This window comes from Sphingomonas arabinosi, assembly GCF_036663715.1.
Lineage (GTDB): Bacteria > Pseudomonadota > Alphaproteobacteria > Sphingomonadales > Sphingomonadaceae > Sphingomonas.
Genome location: NZ_JAXOJN010000003.1, coordinates 66,415 through 84,160 on the forward strand (window position 1 = coordinate 66,415; position 17,746 = coordinate 84,160).

The 17,746-nt window shown below is 66.5% G+C and carries 15 protein-coding genes and 2 riboswitches; of the genes, 6 read left to right on the forward strand and 9 right to left on the reverse strand.

The genetic code is table 11. The features are described from left to right. Positions 1-249 precede the first annotated feature (249 nt). Positions 250-1,527, reverse strand: coding sequence for a tetratricopeptide repeat protein (locus U1708_RS06040; RefSeq protein WP_332743753.1), 1,278 nt, complete (start codon positions 1,525-1,527; stop codon positions 250-252). Between the two features lie 148 nt (positions 1,528-1,675). Continuing rightward, positions 1,676-3,337: an electron transfer flavoprotein-ubiquinone oxidoreductase gene (locus U1708_RS06045; protein ID WP_332743755.1), complete on the reverse strand. Its 1,662-nt coding sequence runs from the start codon at positions 3,335-3,337 to the stop codon at positions 1,676-1,678. 139 nt (positions 3,338-3,476) lie between these two features. Here U1708_RS06045 and U1708_RS06050 point away from each other — a divergent pair, with 139 nt between their 5' ends. From U1708_RS06050 to U1708_RS06065, 4 genes are all read left to right on the forward strand, one after another. Then, on the forward strand, positions 3,477-4,259 hold the full coding sequence (locus tag U1708_RS06050; RefSeq protein WP_332743757.1) for a uracil-DNA glycosylase: 783 nt from the start codon (positions 3,477-3,479) through the stop codon (positions 4,257-4,259). Next, positions 4,256-6,142: a lytic transglycosylase domain-containing protein gene (locus U1708_RS06055; protein WP_332743759.1), complete on the forward strand. Its 1,887-nt coding sequence runs from the start codon at positions 4,256-4,258 to the stop codon at positions 6,140-6,142. Before U1708_RS06050 ends, U1708_RS06055 begins: the two co-directional genes overlap by 4 nt. Positions 6,143-6,147: 5 nt before the next feature. Continuing rightward, on the forward strand, positions 6,148-6,675 hold the full coding sequence (gene moaB, locus U1708_RS06060; protein WP_307086380.1) for a molybdenum cofactor biosynthesis protein B: 528 nt from the start codon (positions 6,148-6,150) through the stop codon (positions 6,673-6,675). Between the two features lie 283 nt (positions 6,676-6,958). Further along, positions 6,959-7,207, forward strand: a complete 249-nt coding sequence (locus U1708_RS06065; RefSeq protein ID WP_307086382.1) for a hypothetical protein — start codon at positions 6,959-6,961, stop codon at positions 7,205-7,207. Positions 7,208-7,265: 58 nt separating this feature from the next. Here U1708_RS06065 and U1708_RS06070 read toward each other — a convergent pair whose 3' ends face one another. Further along, positions 7,266-7,448 (reverse strand): hypothetical protein, encoded by a 183-nt coding sequence (locus U1708_RS06070; RefSeq protein ID WP_307086383.1) that lies wholly within the window; start codon positions 7,446-7,448, stop codon positions 7,266-7,268. A 222-nt stretch (positions 7,449-7,670) separates the two neighbouring features. Between U1708_RS06070 and U1708_RS06075 the strand changes: the two genes are divergently transcribed. Beyond that, a complete protein-coding gene (locus U1708_RS06075) occupies positions 7,671-8,741 on the forward strand; it encodes a PA0069 family radical SAM protein (protein WP_332743766.1) in 1,071 nt (356 codons plus the stop codon). Positions 8,742-9,248: 507 nt separating this feature from the next. Here U1708_RS06075 and U1708_RS06080 read toward each other — a convergent pair. Next, positions 9,249-10,784: an aminoacyl--tRNA ligase-related protein gene (locus tag U1708_RS06080; protein WP_332743768.1), complete on the reverse strand. Its 1,536-nt coding sequence runs from the start codon at positions 10,782-10,784 to the stop codon at positions 9,249-9,251. A gap of 202 nt (positions 10,785-10,986) precedes the next feature. Between U1708_RS06080 and U1708_RS06085 the strand changes: the two genes are divergently transcribed. After that, positions 10,987-11,883, forward strand: coding sequence for a DMT family transporter (locus U1708_RS06085; RefSeq protein ID WP_332743770.1), 897 nt, complete (start codon positions 10,987-10,989; stop codon positions 11,881-11,883). 130 nt (positions 11,884-12,013) lie between these two features. On the opposite strand, the gene U1708_RS06090 is transcribed toward U1708_RS06085, so the two are convergent. The 5 genes from U1708_RS06090 to gcvT form a co-directional block, all read right to left on the reverse strand. Continuing rightward, entirely contained in the window at positions 12,014-12,526 is a 513-nt protein-coding gene (locus tag U1708_RS06090; protein WP_332743772.1) for a CcdC protein domain-containing protein, read from the reverse strand. Positions 12,527-12,681: 155 nt separating this feature from the next. Beyond that, the gene (gene gcvPB, locus U1708_RS06095) at positions 12,682-14,343 is read right to left on the reverse strand and encodes an aminomethyl-transferring glycine dehydrogenase subunit GcvPB (protein ID WP_332743774.1); all 1,662 of its coding nucleotides are present in this window, start codon (positions 14,341-14,343) and stop codon (positions 12,682-12,684) included. Then, the gene (gcvPA, locus tag U1708_RS06100; protein ID WP_332743777.1) at positions 14,340-15,698 is read right to left on the reverse strand and encodes an aminomethyl-transferring glycine dehydrogenase subunit GcvPA; all 1,359 of its coding nucleotides are present in this window, start codon (positions 15,696-15,698) and stop codon (positions 14,340-14,342) included. Before gcvPA ends, gcvPB begins: the two co-directional genes overlap by 4 nt. Before the next feature lie 136 nt (positions 15,699-15,834). After that, positions 15,835-16,206: a glycine cleavage system protein GcvH gene (gene gcvH, locus U1708_RS06105; RefSeq protein ID WP_332743779.1), complete on the reverse strand. Its 372-nt coding sequence runs from the start codon at positions 16,204-16,206 to the stop codon at positions 15,835-15,837. A gap of 1 nt (position 16,207) precedes the next feature. Then, a complete protein-coding gene (gene gcvT, locus U1708_RS06110) occupies positions 16,208-17,455 on the reverse strand; it encodes a glycine cleavage system aminomethyltransferase GcvT (protein ID WP_332743782.1) in 1,248 nt (415 codons plus the stop codon). Between the two features lie 47 nt (positions 17,456-17,502). Next, positions 17,503-17,610: riboswitch (glycine riboswitch) on the reverse strand. Position 17,611: 1 nt separating this feature from the next. Then, a riboswitch (glycine riboswitch) is annotated at positions 17,612-17,715 on the reverse strand. Between the last annotated feature and the right edge of the window lie 31 nt (positions 17,716-17,746).

Here is a 17,746-nt window from a genome sequence, read left to right on the forward strand (position 1 = left end):
GTCTACGGGTTTAACCGCGTCATCCTGACGAAAGTCAGGATCCAGGGTAACGATCGTGCCGTCCTTGGCTCTGGGTCCTGACTTTCGTCAGGATGACGAAGGGGGACCGAACGCCTTTCTTATAGAAACGCCAATATTGGCCGTTGAAACTGGTCGGTCTTAGAGGGCACCCATGCGGTTCGCACCGACCTCACCCTCACCACGTCTGCGGCGCGGGTCCCTTTCCTTTTCCCGTTTGACGAGAGGGATTTAGCGGCGCGCTTTTGGCGGGAGGCCGTTGGCGATCTTGGCGGTTATGCGGGCGGTTTCGGTTGGTTCGGCGGTCAGGAGCGCGGCGCGCCAGGCGTAGCGGGCTTCGTAGTTTCGGCCGATGCTCCAATAGGCGTCGCCGAGGTGGTCGCCGATCTCGGTGTTGGCCGGTTCGCCCTGCGCGGCGCGTTCGAGCAGGGGGAGTGCGCGGGCCGTGTCGCCGGAGAGGTGGTAGGCCCAGCCCAGCGAGTCGGTGATCGAGGGGTTGGTCGGGTCGAGCCGGCTGGCGCGTTCGAGCAGGCGGATCGAGGCGGGAATGTCGTCGCCATGCTCGACTTGCGCGAAGCCGAGGTAATTGAGCGCGAGCGGTTGGGCCGGGCCGCGCGCGACCGCCTTTTCGAGTACGTCGCGGGCTTCGGGCCAGCGGCCGGCCTGGTCGAGCGCGCCGCCATATTGCAGCCAATTGCCCCAATTGCCGCCCTTTGCACCGTCCGCGGCGATGATGCGCTGGTACCAGTTTGCGGCTTCGGCGGGGTTGCCGGTGGTCAGTAGCAGGTCGGCATAGCGTTGCCAGTCGGCGGGCCCGGCGTCCCTCTGGTCGACGCGGTTCTTGGCGGCGGCGAGCGCTTCGCCGTCGCGGTCGGCGTTCGACAGGATGTCGATGCGTTCGGCGGCGGCGGCCGATGCGGAGGGACTCTTCGGGTCGATCTCGTCGAGGACGGCAAGCGCACCGTCGACGATCGTGTTGCGGGCGAGCGCGTCGGCGAGGAGGACACGGGCGGCGTCGAAACTCGGGTCGGCGCGCAGGGCGGCCTGGGTCAGTGCGATCGAAAGCGGCGAGGGCTCGCCCGCGCTGAGGTCGCCGGCAAGGCGGGCGAGCAGGCGCGAGACACCGATCGCGAGCGGTTGCTTGCGCGGTGTGGCGGCGATCAGCGTCCGCGTTTCGGTGGCGAAGCGGTTTGCGACAGGGTCCCTCGCGGCGGTGGCGAGCGAGGGTTCGGGATCGCGGCCCTCGGCGTGCGCGACCCAGGCGTAGAGCGAGGGGGCGAGGACCACGAGCGGCCCGGTCGAGAGCGTCGCGATCGCGGCGCTGGCAGCCTTCGCGTCGTTCCGTCGTGCGGCATCGGCGAGCGGGATCAGCGCGGCATCGGCCGGAGCTACGCCGGCCCTGTTCAATATGGCGGCGGCGCGGGTGGCGAGCGGCATGTCGCCGGCCTCCAGCGCCTTGCGGTAGGCGCGGATAGCGACGACGGGATCGGCGGGCGATGCCGCCAGCACCTTGGCATAGCTGGCGGCGGCAACGTCCGTATCGCCGGCGGCGTCGGCGGCGCGGGCCTTGAGATAAGCGGAGAGATCACCGGTCTCGGCCGTGGCGCCAGCCGTTGCGGGGGCCGCCAGGACGAGACCGAGTGCGAAGAATGCGAGCTTACATGTTGGGATAATTGGGGCCTCCGCCGCCCTCGGGTACGACCCAGTTGATGTTCTGGGTGGGGTCCTTGATGTCGCAGGTCTTGCAGTGGACGCAGTTCTGCGCGTTGATGACGAACTTCGGGTCGCCGGTTTCCTCGCCGACCACCTCGTAAACGCCGGCTGGGCAATAGCGTTGCGCGGGCTCGTCGTACATCGGCAGGTTGTATTCGATCGGCACCGCCGGGTCCTTGAGCGTCAGGTGAACCGGCTGGTCCTCCTCGTGGTTGGTGTTCGAGATGAACACCGACGATAGGCGATCGAACGTCAGGACGCCGTCGGCCTTGGGATAGGCGATCGGCTTGACGAGATCCTTGCGCCACAGGCTCTCATGGTCGGGATGGTGGTGCATCGTGAAGGGGACCTTGATCCCCAGATGCTCAAGCCACATCGTGATGCCGGCGAGGCCCGAACCGACCAGGTCGCCGAACTTCTTCACCAGCGGCACGACGTTGCGGACGACCGACAGCTCCTTCTTCACCCACGACTTCTCGAACGCCTCGGGATAGGCGGCGAGTTCGTCATGGCCGCGCTGCGAGACGATCGCCTCGACCGCGGCCTCGGCGGCCATCATGCCGGACTTCATCGCGGTATGCGTGCCCTTGATACGCGGCACGTTGAGGAAACCGGCGCTGTCGCCGATCAACGCGGCGCCGGGCATGACCAGCTTGGGGATCGACTGAAGCCCGCCGTCGCTGATTGCCCGCGCGCCGTAGCTGACGCGCTTGGCGCCCTTGAGCAGCGCGGCGATCTCGGGGTGGGTCTTCCAGCGCTGCATCTCGTGGAACGGCGAGAGATGCGGGTTGGTATAGTTCAGCCACGTGACGAAGCCGATCGAGACCTGGCCGTTCGCCTGGTGATAGATCCAGCCGCCACCGTTCGAGCCTTCGGTTTCGCTGAGCGGCCAGCCCTGCGTATGGATGACGCGGCCGGGGCTGTGGAGCGCGGGATCGATGTCCCACAGTTCCTTGATGCCGAGGCCGTAGACTTGCGGATCGCTGTCCTTGGCGAGGTCGAACTTCCCGATCAGTTGCTTGGTCAGGTGACCGCGGCAACCCTCCGAGAAGAACGTGTACTTCGCGTGGAGTTCGAGACCGGGCGTGTAGTCGCCCTTGTGCGTGCCGTCGCGGGCGACGCCCATATCGCCGGTCGCGACGCCCTTTACCGAGCCGTCGTCGTTGAACAGGATTTCGGCGGCGGCGAAACCGGGGAAGATCTCGACGCCGAGTTCCTCCGCCTTGCCCGCGAGCCAGCGGCACAAATTGCCGAGCGAGCCGGTGTACGTGCCCTTGTTGTGCAGGAACGACGGCGTGACGAAGTGCGGCATCTCGCTCTTCTTCGTCTTGCTCAGGATCCAGTGATGGTTCTCGGTGACCGGCACCTCGGCGAGCGGGCAGCCGTCCTCGCGCCAGTTCGGCAGGAGCTCGTCCAAGCTCTTCGGATCGATGACCGCGCCGGAGAGGATGTGCGCGCCGACTTCGGAGCCCTTTTCGAGCACGCAGACGCTGATCTCGGCGTCCTTCTCGGCCGCCAATTGTTTCAGGCGGATCGCTGCCGAGAGACCGGCCGGGCCTGCGCCGACGATCACCACGTCGTACGGCATCGATTCACGTGTCGTCATCATCGTCTCCCGGGGGATGTCCCCTATTGCCTCAGCTTCGTGCCCCACCCTTCGTTCGGGCTCGGGCCGGCACCATCTTGTCCAATATGGCGATTGCCCGAGTTGACCGCCACGTCAACCGTGCAGCATAGGTTGCTTCGTGGGGGCGGACCAAACCATCGATTGGCGAAATGCCGCCGCGAGCGCGCTCGATTGGTGGCACGAGGCTGGCGTCGACACGCTGGTCGACGACGTCCCGCGCGACTGGTTCGCGGCGCCTGAACCACTCGTCGTGCCCGCCGCCGCACCTGCCGTGCCACCTGTCATGCCGGTCGCCGCACCGTCCGCGATGCCGCTTTCGCTGGCTGATTTCCTCAACTGGCGGAGCGGTGCGGAGGTTCCCGAGACGGACTGGAGCGGGGTTTCGCTGGCCGCGGTCGGCCCGGCTGACGCTACGGTCATGGTGCTTGTCGATTGTCCCGACCGCGACGACGGCGATGCGGGCGCTTTGCTGAGCGGGGCGTCGGGGCGGTTGCTCGACAAGATGCTCGGGGCGATCGGCCTGACGCGCGACGAGGTGCATCTTGCTGCGGTATGCGCGAAGCGGCCGACGGCGGGACGGATCCAGAGCGAGGTCGAGGACCGGCTCGCGGAAATTGCCAAGCATCACATCGGGTTGGTCGCGCCGAAGCGGTTGCTGTTGCTCGGCAATGCGGCGAGCCGTGCCATTCTCGGGATGGAATTACAGGCGGCGCGTGGGCGGTTACACGAATTTAACCATACAATCGCACAAACGAAGACCGGTGACGCGTCTGATATGACGAGCGTGGTCGCGAGCTTTCACCCGCGGTTTCTCATCGAGAAGCCCGCGGCCAAGGCCGAGGCCTGGAAGGATTTGCAGATGCTGATGCGCGGACAGTCTTCGCAAGAGGGTGGACAATGATTCGAATTCGATCGGTCTCGTTAGGGGCTATCGCGTTGGGTTTGGGTGCCCTCCCCCTCCCGGCGCTCGCAGCGACCGTCGCCGGCGAGCCGAGCGGCGATGCGCGGCTCGGCAAGACGCAGTTGATCGGCGCGCCGACGTTGGAGCAGATCCCGGACCAGCTCGATGCGGACCAGCGCGAGGCCTACAAGACGGTGTTCGCGGCGATCCGCGACGGCAAGTGGACCGACGCGCAGATCGGGCTCGACACGATGAAGCCGGGTCCGCTGCACGCGATCGCGCGCGCGGAAATGTACACGGCGAAGGGTTCGCCCAAGGTCGAGATGGAGCCGCTGGTCGCTCTGCTCAACGAAGCGCCGGAACTGCCCGAGGCGGCGCAGATCTCGCGGTTGGCGACGGTACGCGGTGCGGTCGACCTGCCCCCCCTGCCCACGGCACAGCGCCTGATCTGGCAGGACGGCGCGCCGCGTCGCGTCCGCGCCAAGAGCTTGCAGGGCGACATGATCGCCGCCGATCTCGCGCTGAAAATGCAGCCCTACGTCAAGGCGGACATGGGCCGCGAAGCGCAGTCGCTGCTCGACAGCACGCCGGGGCTGACGCCCGAAGCGCTGACCGAGTGGCAGCAGAAGATCGCGTGGATCTATTTCCTGCAGGGCGACGACGTGAACGCGCGCGTGATGGCGGCGAAGGCGCAGGACGGCGTCGGTGACTGGGCCGTGCAGGGTCGCTGGGTCGGCGCGCTGGCGGCGTGGCGGCAGAATGATTGCGCGAATGCGGAGACCGGGTTCGAGGGCGTTGCGGCGCGCGCGGGCGACGTCGATCTGCGCGCGGCGGCGCTGTATTGGGCATCGCGAGCGGACATGGTGTGCTCGCGCCCCGACAAGATCGAGGGCCGGCTGAAGGCGGCGGCGCAGTTCGGCGAGAGCTTCTACGGCCAGCTTGCACGCCAGCAACTGGCGATGAAGGACAAGGGCACGTCGGTCGGCGGCCTCGTCGCAAGCGACTGGAAGGTCGTCGGCAAGCGTCCGAACGTCCGCGTCGCCGCGGCGCTGGTCGAGGTCGGCGAGACCGACCTGGCCGATACCGTCATCCGCCAGCAGGCGAAGATCGGCGACCCGCGCGAGTTCGGCAATCTGGTCCGTGTCGCCGAGGCGCTGAGCCTGCCGGCGACCACCGTGTGGCTCGCGCATAATTGCCCGCAGGGGATCACCTCGACTGCGGAAGCGCGCTATCCGACGCCGAACTGGACGCCGGACAGTGGCTGGCACATCGACAAGGCGCTGGTCTACGCACACACGCTTGAGGAATCGCGGTTCCGCAATACCGTGAAGAGCCCGGCCGGCGCGTACGGCCTCATGCAGATCATGCCCGCCGCCGCGACCGACTTCGCGCGCGAGCGTGGCACGTCGATCGACGTCAAGGCGCTGACCAAGCCCAGCACCAACATGGATGTCGGCCAGCGCCATCTCGAGCGTCTGCGCGACATGGCGGGCGTTACCGGCGGGCTGCTGCCGAAGGTGATCGCGGCGTATAATGCAGGGCCGCGTCCGGTCGGCGACTGGAACGCGATCGTCCGCGATAACGGCGATCCGCTGCTGTATATCGAGAGCATTCCGTATTGGGAGACGCGTGGCTATGTGACCACCGTGCTGCGTAACTACTGGATGTACGAGGCACAGGGCGGCAAGAAGGCGTCGGTCAGTCGCAACGCGCTCGCACAGGGCATGTGGCCGCGCTTCCCCGGCCTGCCCGGCGCGAGCGCAGTGCGGATGGCTGCCAAGCCCTATACGCAATACCGTGCCAGCACGGCGCCCTTGAACGCTACCGTCGCGGTGAATGCCAGCGTCGGACCGCAGTCCACCACCATCACGCGCGCGGACTGAGTTTCATGCCGATCGACGAAAGCCGGACGTTCCTGCCGGTACGGATTGCCGTTCTGACCGTGTCGGACACGCGTGGTCTCGCCGAGGATCGCTCGGGCGATACTTTGGTCGCGCGGTTGACCGAGGCGGGCCATGTCCTGGCCGATCGCCGGATCGAGAAGGACGACGTCGAGACGATCGTCTCGCGACTGCACGCCTGGATCGGCGATCCCGAGGTGGATTGCATCATCACCACCGGCGGCACCGGCGTGACCGGGCGCGACGTGACCCCCGAGGCAATCGAGCAGGTCGCCGAGAAGATGATCCCCGGTTTCGGCGAACTCTTTCGCATGCTGAGCTATCAGACGATCGGCACCTCGACCGTCCAGTCGCGGGCGTGCGCCTGCGTATCGAAGGGCACGTATATCTTCGCGTTGCCCGGCTCGACGGGCGCGGTGAAGGACGGTTGGGACGGCATCCTTCGCGACCAGCTCGACAGCCGCCACCGGCCCTGCAACTTTGTCGAGCTGATGCCGCGGCTGCTGGAGCGCTGATTTTCCTGCGCAGGCTTTGGGGGCGTTACGGTGTGGGCGGAATACCCCCCTGCCCGCCAGTAAGAGGGGCGGCCAGCGCTTCCCAACCTTATGCGGTTATCACCAGATAATGGTGTGATGCGCGACCTTCAAAATTAGGCTTTGCGGAATTCTGTGGGCGGAAAGTCGTTCTAATTGAACGCCTTCTTGCCAGTGTGGCACTGTATTACACAACTGGCACGCACGATGCATTGGTCTGGGTACCGCCCATCCGGGCGCGCCCACACCAGTGAAGGACGCCACAATGACCTCGATCATCCTGAAGAGCTTCGCGCTTGCTACCGTTCTCGTCGCCAGTGCGCCCGCCTTTGCGGGACCGATTACTTCGCCGCAGACGACGGTGCTGAAATACGACGCGAAGACGCAGAAATATTGCCTGACCGACGCAGCCGTGACCGGAAGCCATATCGGCCGGACGACGTGCCAGACGGCGAAGCAATGGGCCGCCCTAGGACTTAACATGCCGAAGGCGACCTTGCTCGCACAGAAGTGACCGGCGTTACGCGGCTCGCCGGGATGGCGGGCCGCGTCGCGGCGTAGCAGCGTGCCGGTCAGCCCTTGGCGGCGTGGATCAGGTCAACGAGCTGCTTGTTGATCGATGCGCCGTGCAGATGGAGATGCACCGCATCATATCCCTCGCGTCGCAACCGCTGGCGCAGGTCGTTGACCGAACTGCAGGCGCCGGACCGCGCCAGTTCGAAGGCGCGTTCCACGGTGGTGAGCTGTTCCGTCATCGTTTCGCCCTAGGCGCTATCCCGAGGCGCGGCGAGCGATCATTCGCGCCCGTCGCGACCGTCCCATAACCGGACGTAATTCGGGCATTTCAAACTAGTGGAAGGGACCCGTATCGCAGCGCACCGCGACGTTCCCCGAGCAGGCGCGGAGCGGTTATGATCGGTCATTGCCGAGCTGATTTCGTTCTTGCTATGTTCTTGGCCGGCGCCTAGTTTCGGTCGATGAAACAAGCCCGTCCGGTTCGTGGTGCGACGCTCAACGGCGAGAGCCGGCGGTTCAACCTGCCGCAGACCGAGGCGGACGGCGACTGGCTCGACATGCGCGAGGAGATCGACGGAATCGCGCCGAAGCTTCGTACGACGGTGACGGTCGAGACGCCGCGGACGATCATCAGCCGCAACGCGTCGCCCGACGTGCCGTTCGACCGCTCGATCAATCCGTACCGGGGGTGCGAGCACGGCTGCATCTATTGCTTCGCGCGGCCGAGCCATGCGTTTCACGACCTGTCGCCGGGGCTGGATTTCGAGAGCAAGCTGTTCGCAAAGCCGTCCGCCGCGGCGCTGCTGCGCGCGGAATTGTCGAAGCCGGGCTATGCGGTCGCGCCGATGGCGCTGGGGACGAACACCGATCCGTACCAGCCGATCGAGACCGACTGGCGGATCACGCGCGGGATCATCGAGGTGCTCAGCGAGACTTATCATCCGCTGACGATCACCACCAAGTCCGACCGAGTGGTGCGCGATCTCGACCTGCTGGCGCCGATGGCGGCAAAGGGACTGGCGGCGGTGGCGATGTCGATCACGTCGCTCGATCCCAAGGTCGCATCGACCGTCGAGCCGCGCGCGCCGCATCCCGAGCGGCGGCTGGCGGCGGTGCGGAAGCTCGCCGATGCGGGCGTGCCGGTGTACGTTTCGATCGCCCCGGTCATTCCGGCGATTACCGACCACGAGATCGAGCACCTGATCGCGCGAGCCGCTCAGGCCGGGGCGACGCGGGCGTTCTTTATCCCGGTCAGGTTGCCGCATGAGGTCGCGCCGTTGTTTCGGGCGTGGCTCGACGAGCATTTTCCGAATCGCGCGGGGAAGGTGATGGCGACGATCGCTTCGCTCCGCGGGGGCAAGGACAATGATCCGAACTTCTTCACGCGGATGCAGGGGCAAGGGCCTTGGGCGGACTTGCTGGGGACGCGGTTTAGGATCGCGTGTGCGAAGCATGGGTTGAACCGCGAGCGGGTTGCGTTGCGGAGTGACCTGTTTCGCGCGCCGAGGGGGCCTCAAGGGGAGTTGTTTTGAGGGGCTTGGCGGAGGCTTGCGAGTGACGCGGCGGATGACTTAGCCGGCGACCCCGGCGCTGTCCCTGACGCGGATCAGACCTGCCGTTCTGCTCCCCTCCCTGGAAGGGAGGGGTTGGGGGTGGGTCGGCCGCTTAGGATCCGTGTCGTTAACCAACTGGCCAACCCACCCCCGGCCCCTCCCTTTCAGGGAGGGGGGAAGTCTTGGCGCTCGCCCGTCGAGTTCTGGTACACCACGAACCCGGCCGCTCGTCAGACCAACTTCTCGCTTGTCGTCGTCACGAAACATCCTCCGGCTGCCAGAGCTCGATCGGGCTGCCTTCCGGACGTTAGTTGCGCGCAAAGCGGCCGAAGCCAATGCGACGATACAGACGGGGAACCGCGACGGAGCCGACAGACCGCTCAGTTTCGGTTGCTCCTGCCACTGGGTATCCGGGTCGTTTCGGCACCCCGCCCCCGACTCCAGGCGAGCCCTGGACGTGGCGCCAGCCGCAGCCGATCGGCGGGCCTAGTAGGCGCGGCCGATCAGGATGCGTTCGACTGCGGGTTCGCCGGTGAAGATGCACGCGCCGTCGTCGCAGCCGGTCTGGCCCATCGGCGCGTTGCGGATGGTGAGTTTCAGCGCCTTCAACCGCTCCACGACCTTGTCGAGCGCAGGCCCGGTCGGCTTCGACCAGCGCACGTCGACCCAGCCGGGGTTCTTCACGCCGTCCGCGAAATGCGCCTCGACCGCGGCGAAGTCGCTGGCGGGGACGATGTTGCCCTTCACCCGGTTCATCGATTCGACGTGGAGCGTCGCCTGGACGTCGTGCAGCATGCCCGAGACGTCGCTCACGAACGCGTCGCGCGGCGTGGCGACGCTGTCGAGCTTGCCGTCCTCGCGGTACAGGCGATCGCGGCGGATCACCGTGACGTTGGCGCCGGCCACATCGCGGCCGCCGACCTCGATCACGATCGGTGCGCCCTTCTTCACCCAGCCCCAGCGCTTCGTCGCGGCCTTGGCGGGCTTGAGGTCGAGCAGCGCGCGGACCGGTTCGCCGAGCGCGGACTGCTTGGCGAGTTCGGCCTGGAGCGACTTGCAATAGTCGACGATCGCCGCGTCTTCGGGGACGTCGCGTAGCATCGGCACGATCACGACCTGCCACGGCGCGATCATCGGCGGCACGCGCAGGCCGTCGTCGTCGCCGTGGACCATGATGACCGCGCCGATCATCCGCGTCGACACGCCCCAACTGGTGGTGTTGCACAGCTCGAACTCACCACCCGCATTCTGGAAGCGGATATTCTGCGCCGAGGCGAAATTGGTGCCGAGGAAGTGCGAGGTGCCGGCCTGCAGCGCCTTGCCGTCCTGCATCATCGCCTCGATCGAATAGGTCGCGACCGCGCCGGGGAAGCGCTCGTTCTCGGGCTTCTCGCCGGCGATGACGTGGACGCCCAAGCACTCTTCCGCGAAATCACGATAGACTTCGAGCATCTTCAGCGTCTCGTCGCGGGCCTCGTCGGCGGTGGAATGCGCGGTGTGGCCCTCCTGCCAGAGGAACTCGCTGGTGCGCAGGAACATGCGGGTGCGCATTTCCCAGCGGACGACGTTCGCCCATTGGTTGATCAGCACAGGCAGGTCGCGCCACGACTGGACCCAGCGCGCGAACGCCGCGCCGATCACCATTTCGGAGGTCGGGCGGACGACGAGCGGCTCCTCGAGCTTGGCCTCGGGATCGGGGATCAGCCGGCCATAGCCGTCGGCCTTGAGCCGGTGATGCGTGACGACGGCCATTTCCTTGGCGAACCCGTCGACGTGCTCGGCCTCCTTCTCGAAATAGGAGAGCGGGATGAAGAGCGGGAAATAGCAGTTTTCGTGGCCGGTCGCCTTGATCCGGTCGTCGAGCAGGCGCTGGATGCGCTCCCAGATGCCATAGCCCCAGGGGCGGATGACCATGCAGCCGCGGACGCCGGATTCCTCGGCGAGGTCGGCTTCCGAGATGACGGCCTGGTACCAGGCGGAGAAATCCGCCTCGCGGGTGACGGGAAGTGCGCGCTTTATCATGGGGTGCGGATAGCGGGTGCGCAGGGGTTCGTCATCTCCTTCCCGTCATCCTGACGAAAGTCAGGACCCAGAGCCAAAGGCAGTGTGGATGGTATCCTGGGTCCTGACTTTCGTCAGGATGACGGGTGTTGGTGTCGGGATGACTAGCGTTCGACCGACGTTTGGGGTGGGATGCCCGCCCTCCCCTCGCTAGGGACTAGGCATGCCCACCGACCGCATCCTTCCCGCCATCGGCATGCGGCTACTCTCGGTCGTGATCTTCGCGCTGATGAATACCGCGATCAAGCTGGCCGAGCGGTACGGCGCGAGCGTGTCGGAGATCCTGTTCTTTCGGCAGTTCGGCGCATGTTTGCTGGTGTCGGGAGTGATTGCCGCCGGGCCAGGCCTGTCTTCTGTGAGGACGAAGCGGTTGCCGGCGCATGTCGTGCGCGCGGTCGTTGGGCTGTCGGCGATGGCGTTCACGTTCAACGGGATCGTTGCTTTGCCGCTCGCGGAGGCGACGACGATCGGGTTCACGGTGCCGATCTTCGCGACTATTCTCGGCGCATTGGTGCTGCGCGAGCCGACCGGGTGGCACCGCTGGGGTGCAGTCGCAGCCGGGTTCGCGGGTGTGCTGATCGTGGCGCAACCGGGGAGCGGCGATCACTTTCCGTTATGGGGCGCGGGGTGTGCGCTGGCGGGGGCGTTCGGGACGGCGAGCGTGTCGATCCTGTTGCGGCAGATCGGCAAGACCGAGAGCGCGTTGACGACGGTGTTCTGGTTCTCGGCGCTGTCGTTGATCCCGCTATCGCTGTTCTATGCGCAGGCGGCGCAGTCGCATGACCTCGTCGCCTGGGTGTGTCTCGCGAGCGTCGGGATATTCGGCGGGCTGGCGCAGATCGCGATGACGACGTCGCTGCGGCTCGGGCCGGTGTCGGTGGTGGTGCCGATGGATTATTCAAGCTTGCTGTGGGCTACGTTGCTGGGCTGGCTGGTGTTCGACACGTTGCCGGCGGAGGCGACGTGGTTCGGGGCGCCGGTCATCGTGGCTAGCGGGCTGTATATCGTCTGGCGCGAGCATGTCCGGCGGCGGGAAGAGACTGAGCAGGCGATCGCTTGAGGCCGTAACGGGAACGTCGACAACCGCCGTCATTCCCGCGGAGGCGGGAACCCAGACTGGCCGCCCTCTCATCTGGATTACCGACGGTTGCCAGTATGGGTCCCCGCCTTCGCGGGGATGACGGTTCGGGTTAGCGGATGCGGGCCGTTCCGAGCATCCGCTTTGCGCGCAGGTACATTTCGATGCGTTGGGTGGTGAACAGGCCAAGAGCCAGCGCGACCAGCATGTCGGTGATCGCGAACGCATCGAGGTTTAACGCGTGGCCGTCCCCGATGACCGCGCGGACGCCGGTGCGGAGCGCGACGATCGCGACGATGAACAGGACAGCGGCGGGCGACGAGGTCGTGTTGAGCGCATGGGTGTCGGGGTCGATCGTGATCCGCATCATCTTGCCGCGCTGCCAGCCGAGCGCCGCGCCCATGACGAGTGCGATCGCGCAGAATAGCCACGCGAGGCCGTGCGGCGGGTACATCGTGAACATGTAGAGCGCGACGGCGGCGTAGAGCGCGGGGAAGACCCATAGGCGTTCGAGCTTGAGAGGTTTCGCCACGCTCATCCGCCGCCAGCGGAGCGCGAAGACTATGCCAATGATGACGGCGGTGACCGCGTAGCTGATCCAGCCTTGTGCTTCGTGCGCTTGCATTGATCTTGGCCCCGACCCCGTTGGGGCGGAGGCTAGATCGGTTGCGGCGCTCCGGGCAATCCGTTTTCCTGCGGACGCAGGAATCCAGGGTTACGGGCGGCGGCGTTCGCAAACCCTGGGCTCCTGCGTTCGCAGGAGAACAGTAGTCCCCGAAGCTACTCCGCCGCTTGCGCCAGCGGGGCCGGGTCCTTCCAGACCAGCACCGGTTTGCGCGCCGCGAGCGTCTCGTCGAGGCGCGCGCGGGGGGCGAAGTGGGGGGCGGTCTTGAGGCTGGGGTCACCGGCTTTCGCACGTTCCGCCACCGAGCGGAGTGCGGCGATGAACTGGTCGAGCGCCGCCTTCGATTCGGTCTCCGTCGGTTCGACCAGCATCGCGCCGTGGACGACTAGCGGGAAATACATCGTCATCGGGTGGAAGCCCTCGTCGATCAGGCCCTTGGCGATGTCGATCGTCGAGAAGCCGGTGGCGAGGCCCGAGTCCGAGAACAGCGCCTCGTGCATGCACGGACCCGAGGGGCCGAACGGGGCGTCGAGCGTCTCGTCGAGGCTACGCAGGATGTAGTTCGCGTTGAGTACCGCGTCCTCGGACACCTGGCGCAGGCCGTCCGCGCCGTGGCTGAGAATGTAGGTGAGCGCGCGCGTGAACATGCCCATCTGGCCGTGGAACGCGACCATCCGGCCGAAGCTGCCTGCATGGTGTTCGTCGGCATTTTCTTCTTCGACGAGGACGAACTGGCCGTCCTGGTTCTCGACGAACGGGAGCGGTGCGTAGGGCGTGAGAGCTTCGGAGAACACGACCGGGCCCGAGCCAGGGCCGCCGCCGCCATGCGGGGTCGAGAAGGTCTTGTGCAGGTTGATGTGCATCGCGTCGATGCCGAGATCGCCCGGGCGGACGCGGCCGACGATCGCGTTGAAGTTCGCGCCGTCGCAATAGACGTACCCGCCCGCCGCGTGCACCGCGTCGGAGATCTCGCGCATGTCGCGCTCGAACAGGCCGCAGGTGTTGGGGTTGGTGATCATCACGCCGGCGACGTCGGGGCCGAGCCGGGCCTTCAGCGCGGCGGTGTCGACGCGGCCTTCTGCGGTGGCGGGGATGTCCTCGACGCTATAGCCGGCGAACGCGGCGGTGGCGGGGTTGGTGCCGTGCGCGCTCTCGGGGACCAGGATGATCTTCCGCGCGCCCTCCCCCTTGGCTTCCAATGCGGCGCGGATCGCGAGGATGCCGCAGAGTTCCCCGTGCGCGCCCGCCTTGGGGCTCATCGCGACCGAGGTCATGCCGGTGAGCGTGACGAGCCAGTGTGCGAGCTGGTGGATGACTTCGAGTGCGCCCTGGACGGTGTCGACCGGCTGGAGTGGGTGGACGTCGGAGAAACCGGGCAGCCGCGCCATCTTCTCGTTGAGGCGCGGGTTGTGCTTCATCGTGCAGCTGCCGAGCGGGAAGAAGCCGAGGTCGATGCCGTAGTTCTGGCGGGACAGGCGGGTGTAGTGGCGGACCGTTTCGGGCTCGGAGAGGCCGGGGAGGCCGATGGGCTTCGAACGCGACAGGTTTCCGAGGCGCGATAGCCCTCTCCCCTCCGGGGAGAGGGTTGGGTGAGGGGTAGTACCGGGCGCAGCACTGCTTGGCTGCCCCTCACTCCGGCCCTCTCCCCGAAGGGGAGAGGGAGTAGCGAAATCTACGCCGGTCGTGTTCGAGTCGCCGATCTCGAAGATCAGCGCTTCTTCCAGCATCAGGGCTTTGTTGCCGGTTACCGATGCTGGGACGTTACCCGTGTTCGCCTCGGGCGAGGTCGGGCGCCAGCCGCTCTGGTTGATGCTCATGCCAGTATCTCCTGGAGTGCGGTGGCTAGCGTTTCGACGTCTTCCGCGGTGGTAGTCTCGGTGACTGCGACGACTAGGCCGTTCGCGAGGGCGTCCTGCCCGGGGTACAAACGCCCGAGCGATACGCCCGCGAGGATGCCGCGGTCGGCGAGCGTGCGGACGACGGGGCGGGCTTCGGTCGGAAGCTTCAACGTGAACTCGTTGAAGAAGCTGTCGTTGACGAGTTCTACGCCGGGGATCTGCGACAGGCGTTCGGCGGCAGACACGGCACCCGCGTGATTGATCTCGGCCAACTGTCGCAGACCCGCTTCGCCGAGCAGCGTCATGTGGATCGAGAAGGCCAGCGCGCAGAGGCCGGAGTTGGTGCAGATGTTCGACGTCGCCTTCTCGCGACGGATATGCTGCTCGCGGGTCGACAGCGTGAGGACGAAGCCGCGGCGGCCGGCGGCGTCGACGGTCTTGCCACACAGGCGCCCGGGCATCTGGCGGACGTATTTGTCCTTGCAGCCAAAGAGCCCGACATAGGGCCCGCCGAACTGGAGGCCGACGCCGAGCGACTGACCTTCGCCGACGACGATGTCAGCGTCCATCTCGCCGGGCGAGGTAATCGCACCCAAGGCGACAGGCTCGGTGACGACCGCGATCAGCAGCGCCTTCTTCGCGTGGCACGCATCCGCCAGCGGGCGCAGGTCGGCGATGCGGCCGAGGATGTCGGGATACTGGACGACCACGCACGAGGTATCGTCGTCGATCTTCGCGATCAGCTGGTCGAGGTCCATGTCGGCGGCCAGCTCGGGCGCGGCGGTGTCGAGCACGTCGCCGGTGAACTTGGCCATCGTCTTCGAGACCGAGACGTAATGCGGGTGGAGGCCCGACGACAGGATCGCCTTGCCGCGCTTGGTGATGCGCCGGGCCATCACGATCGCTTCCCAGCACGCGGTCGAGCCGTCATACATCGAGGCGTTGGCGACGTCGGTGCCGAGCAACCGCGCGACCTGAGTCTGGAACTCGAACAGCATCTGCAGCGTGCCCTGCGCGATTTCCGGCTGGTACGGCGTGTAGGCGGTGAGGAACTCGCCGCGTTGGATCAGGTGGTCGACCGAGGCGGGGACATGATGCTTGTACGCGCCGCAGCCGAGGAAGAACGGTGCTTCGCCCGCGGTGAGGTTCTTCTTGGCGAGCGCCGACATGTGGCGTTCGACGGCCATTTCGGAAGCGTGCATCGGCAGGTCGCGGACCGGGCCGTCGAGGCGGGCGGCTTCGGGTACATCGACGAACAGGTCGTCGATGGTCGCGGCGCCGATGACGGAAAGCATCGCTTCACGGTCGGGCTGGGTCAGGGGAAGGTAGCGCATGGTGCTGGACCTCTCCCCTCCCTGGAAGGGAGGGGTTGGGGGTGGGTAGGCTGCTTGGGGTCCGTGTCGCCAGCCAACCGGCCGACCCACCCCCGGCCCCTCCCTTCCAGGGAGGGGAGCAGTTAGCTTAGATAGCTCAGAGCCCTGCGACGAAGGCTGCGTAGGCGGCTTCGTCCATCAGGCTGTCGAGTTCGCTCGGATCGCTGAGCGTCAGCTTGAAGAACCAGCCGGCCGCTTCGGCATCCGAGTTCACCAGGCTGGAGTCATCGGTCAAAGCCGCATTGCCTTCGGTAACGGTGCCCGAGACCGGGGAATACACGTCGGACGCGGCCTTGACCGACTCGACGACGGCGGCTTCGTCGCCCTTGCTCAGCGTCTTGCCGGCTTCGGGTACGTCGACAAACACCACGTCGCCGAGCTGGCTCTGCGCGTATTCGGAGATACCTACGGTGCCGACGTCACCATCGACGTCGACCCATTCGTGATCCTGCGTGAAGTAACGGCTCATATCACTTGGCTCCTGCGCGGACGTAGCGGTGGGGAATGAAGGGCATCGCGGTGACGGTGGCGGTGTGGACCTTGCCACGTTGCGCGATCTCGATGCGGGTGCCGGGCGCGGCGAGCGCGAGCGGCACATAGGCCATCGCGATCGGCTTCCCGAGCGTCGGTGCGAAGCCGCCGCTGGTGAGGCGGCCGATCGTCGCGCCGGTGTCGTCGATCACTTCGGCACCTTCGCGCGCGGGCTGGCGACCCTCGACGATCAGGCCGACGCGCTTGGTGGCGGGGCCGTGCTCGCGCTCGTTGAGGATGCGCTCGGCACCGGGGAAATCGGCAGCTTCGCGGCGGCGCTTCGACAGCGCGAAACCGAGATCGGCCATGACCGGCGTGATCTCGGGATCGAGATCGTGCCCGTAGAGCGGCAGGCCGGCTTCGAGACGCAGCGAGTCGCGTGCGCCAAGGCCGATCGGCTTGATCTCGGGAAGCGCGAGCAGCGCGTCGGCGAACGCGACGGCGTGCTCGGCGGGGAGCGAAATCTCGACGCCGTCCTCACCGGTATAGCCCGAGCGGCTGATCCACAGCGGCACTTCGTTCCAGTGGAACGCGCCGGCGGTCATGAACACGAGACCGTCGATACCGGGGACGATCCGCGCGACCGCCTCGACCGCCTTGGGACCCTGCACCGCGAGCAATGCCTGGTCTTCGAGGATGTTGATCGTGACGTCGTCGGGGAGGTGTTCGATCAGATAGCTGACATCGTCATACTTGGTCGCGCCGTTGACGACGACGTAGAAGCTGCCGCTGGCGGTCGGCGACGGGTGGAGCGGGTCGTAGGCTTCGGGCTCGACGTCCTGCGCCGAGAACGGCGAAGGCTGATCGTCGGGGAGGCGCGTGGCCATCAGATCGTCGAGGATGCCGCCGTCCTGCGCGAGAAGCAGCGAATAGCGCATCTTGCCCTCGACGAGCCCGGCAATATCGCCCGGCAGCACGGTTTCTAGCGCGTGCGCGACGCCTTCGCCGGAGAAGACGAGCTGGCCCATGTGGCTGACGTCGAACAGGCCGGCCGAGTCGCGCGTCCAGGCGTGTTCCGCCATGATGCCTTCATACTGGATCGGCATCTCGTAGCCGGCGAACTCGACCATCCGCGCGCCCTGCGCCCGGTGCCACGCGTCGAGCGGCAAGGGCAGGATCTCGGGCTCGACGTAATCGTCGGCCTGATCGATGATGCTGGCGTAATCGCGCAAAGTGGGATCGCTCATGCTCGTCTCCGTCGAAGGGGCGCGCGGCACCCGGTGGTGCTGCGATCCGAACCCCCTCTGTCACGGGACCTGAGAGCTTTCGCGCGAACAAAGTCCAGCGCTTACCCCTTCGGTGGCCCTCGGCGCGAACGCCAGGACGCTTTCCAGAGTGTCGATCAGCCCCGCGCGGTCTCTGGTGCCTGAGAGATTCCGGGGTGGTTGCTCCTTCGGCGGTTCCATAAGCCCTGAAAGGACCGGAAACGCTCTCCCGCGCGGTGCCATGCCGGTTGCCCGACATCGACGCCGCGAGTT

Coding starts and splice junctions, on each gene's coding strand:
- U1708_RS06045 (WP_332743755.1), bottom strand. CDS start 3,337: ATGACGACACGTGAATCGATGCCGTACGACGTGGTGATCGTCGGCGCA.
- U1708_RS06055 (WP_332743759.1), top strand. CDS start 4,256: ATGATTCGAATTCGATCGGTCTCGTTAGGGGCTATCGCGTTGGGTTTG.
- moaB (WP_307086380.1), top strand. CDS start 6,148: ATGCCGATCGACGAAAGCCGGACGTTCCTGCCGGTACGGATTGCCGTT.
- U1708_RS06065 (WP_307086382.1), top strand. CDS start 6,959: ATGACCTCGATCATCCTGAAGAGCTTCGCGCTTGCTACCGTTCTCGTC.
- U1708_RS06070 (WP_307086383.1), bottom strand. CDS start 7,448: ATGACGGAACAGCTCACCACCGTGGAACGCGCCTTCGAACTGGCGCGG.
- U1708_RS06075 (WP_332743766.1), top strand. CDS start 7,671: ATGAAACAAGCCCGTCCGGTTCGTGGTGCGACGCTCAACGGCGAGAGC.
- U1708_RS06080 (WP_332743768.1), bottom strand. CDS start 10,784: ATGATAAAGCGCGCACTTCCCGTCACCCGCGAGGCGGATTTCTCCGCC.
- U1708_RS06085 (WP_332743770.1), top strand. CDS start 10,987: ATGCCCACCGACCGCATCCTTCCCGCCATCGGCATGCGGCTACTCTCG.
- U1708_RS06090 (WP_332743772.1), bottom strand. CDS start 12,526: ATGCAAGCGCACGAAGCACAAGGCTGGATCAGCTACGCGGTCACCGCC.
- gcvPB (WP_332743774.1), bottom strand. CDS start 14,343: ATGAGCATCAACCAGAGCGGCTGGCGCCCGACCTCGCCCGAGGCGAAC.
- gcvPA (WP_332743777.1), bottom strand. CDS start 15,698: ATGCGCTACCTTCCCCTGACCCAGCCCGACCGTGAAGCGATGCTTTCC.
- gcvH (WP_332743779.1), bottom strand. CDS start 16,206: ATGAGCCGTTACTTCACGCAGGATCACGAATGGGTCGACGTCGATGGT.
- gcvT (WP_332743782.1), bottom strand. CDS start 17,455: ATGAGCGATCCCACTTTGCGCGATTACGCCAGCATCATCGATCAGGCC.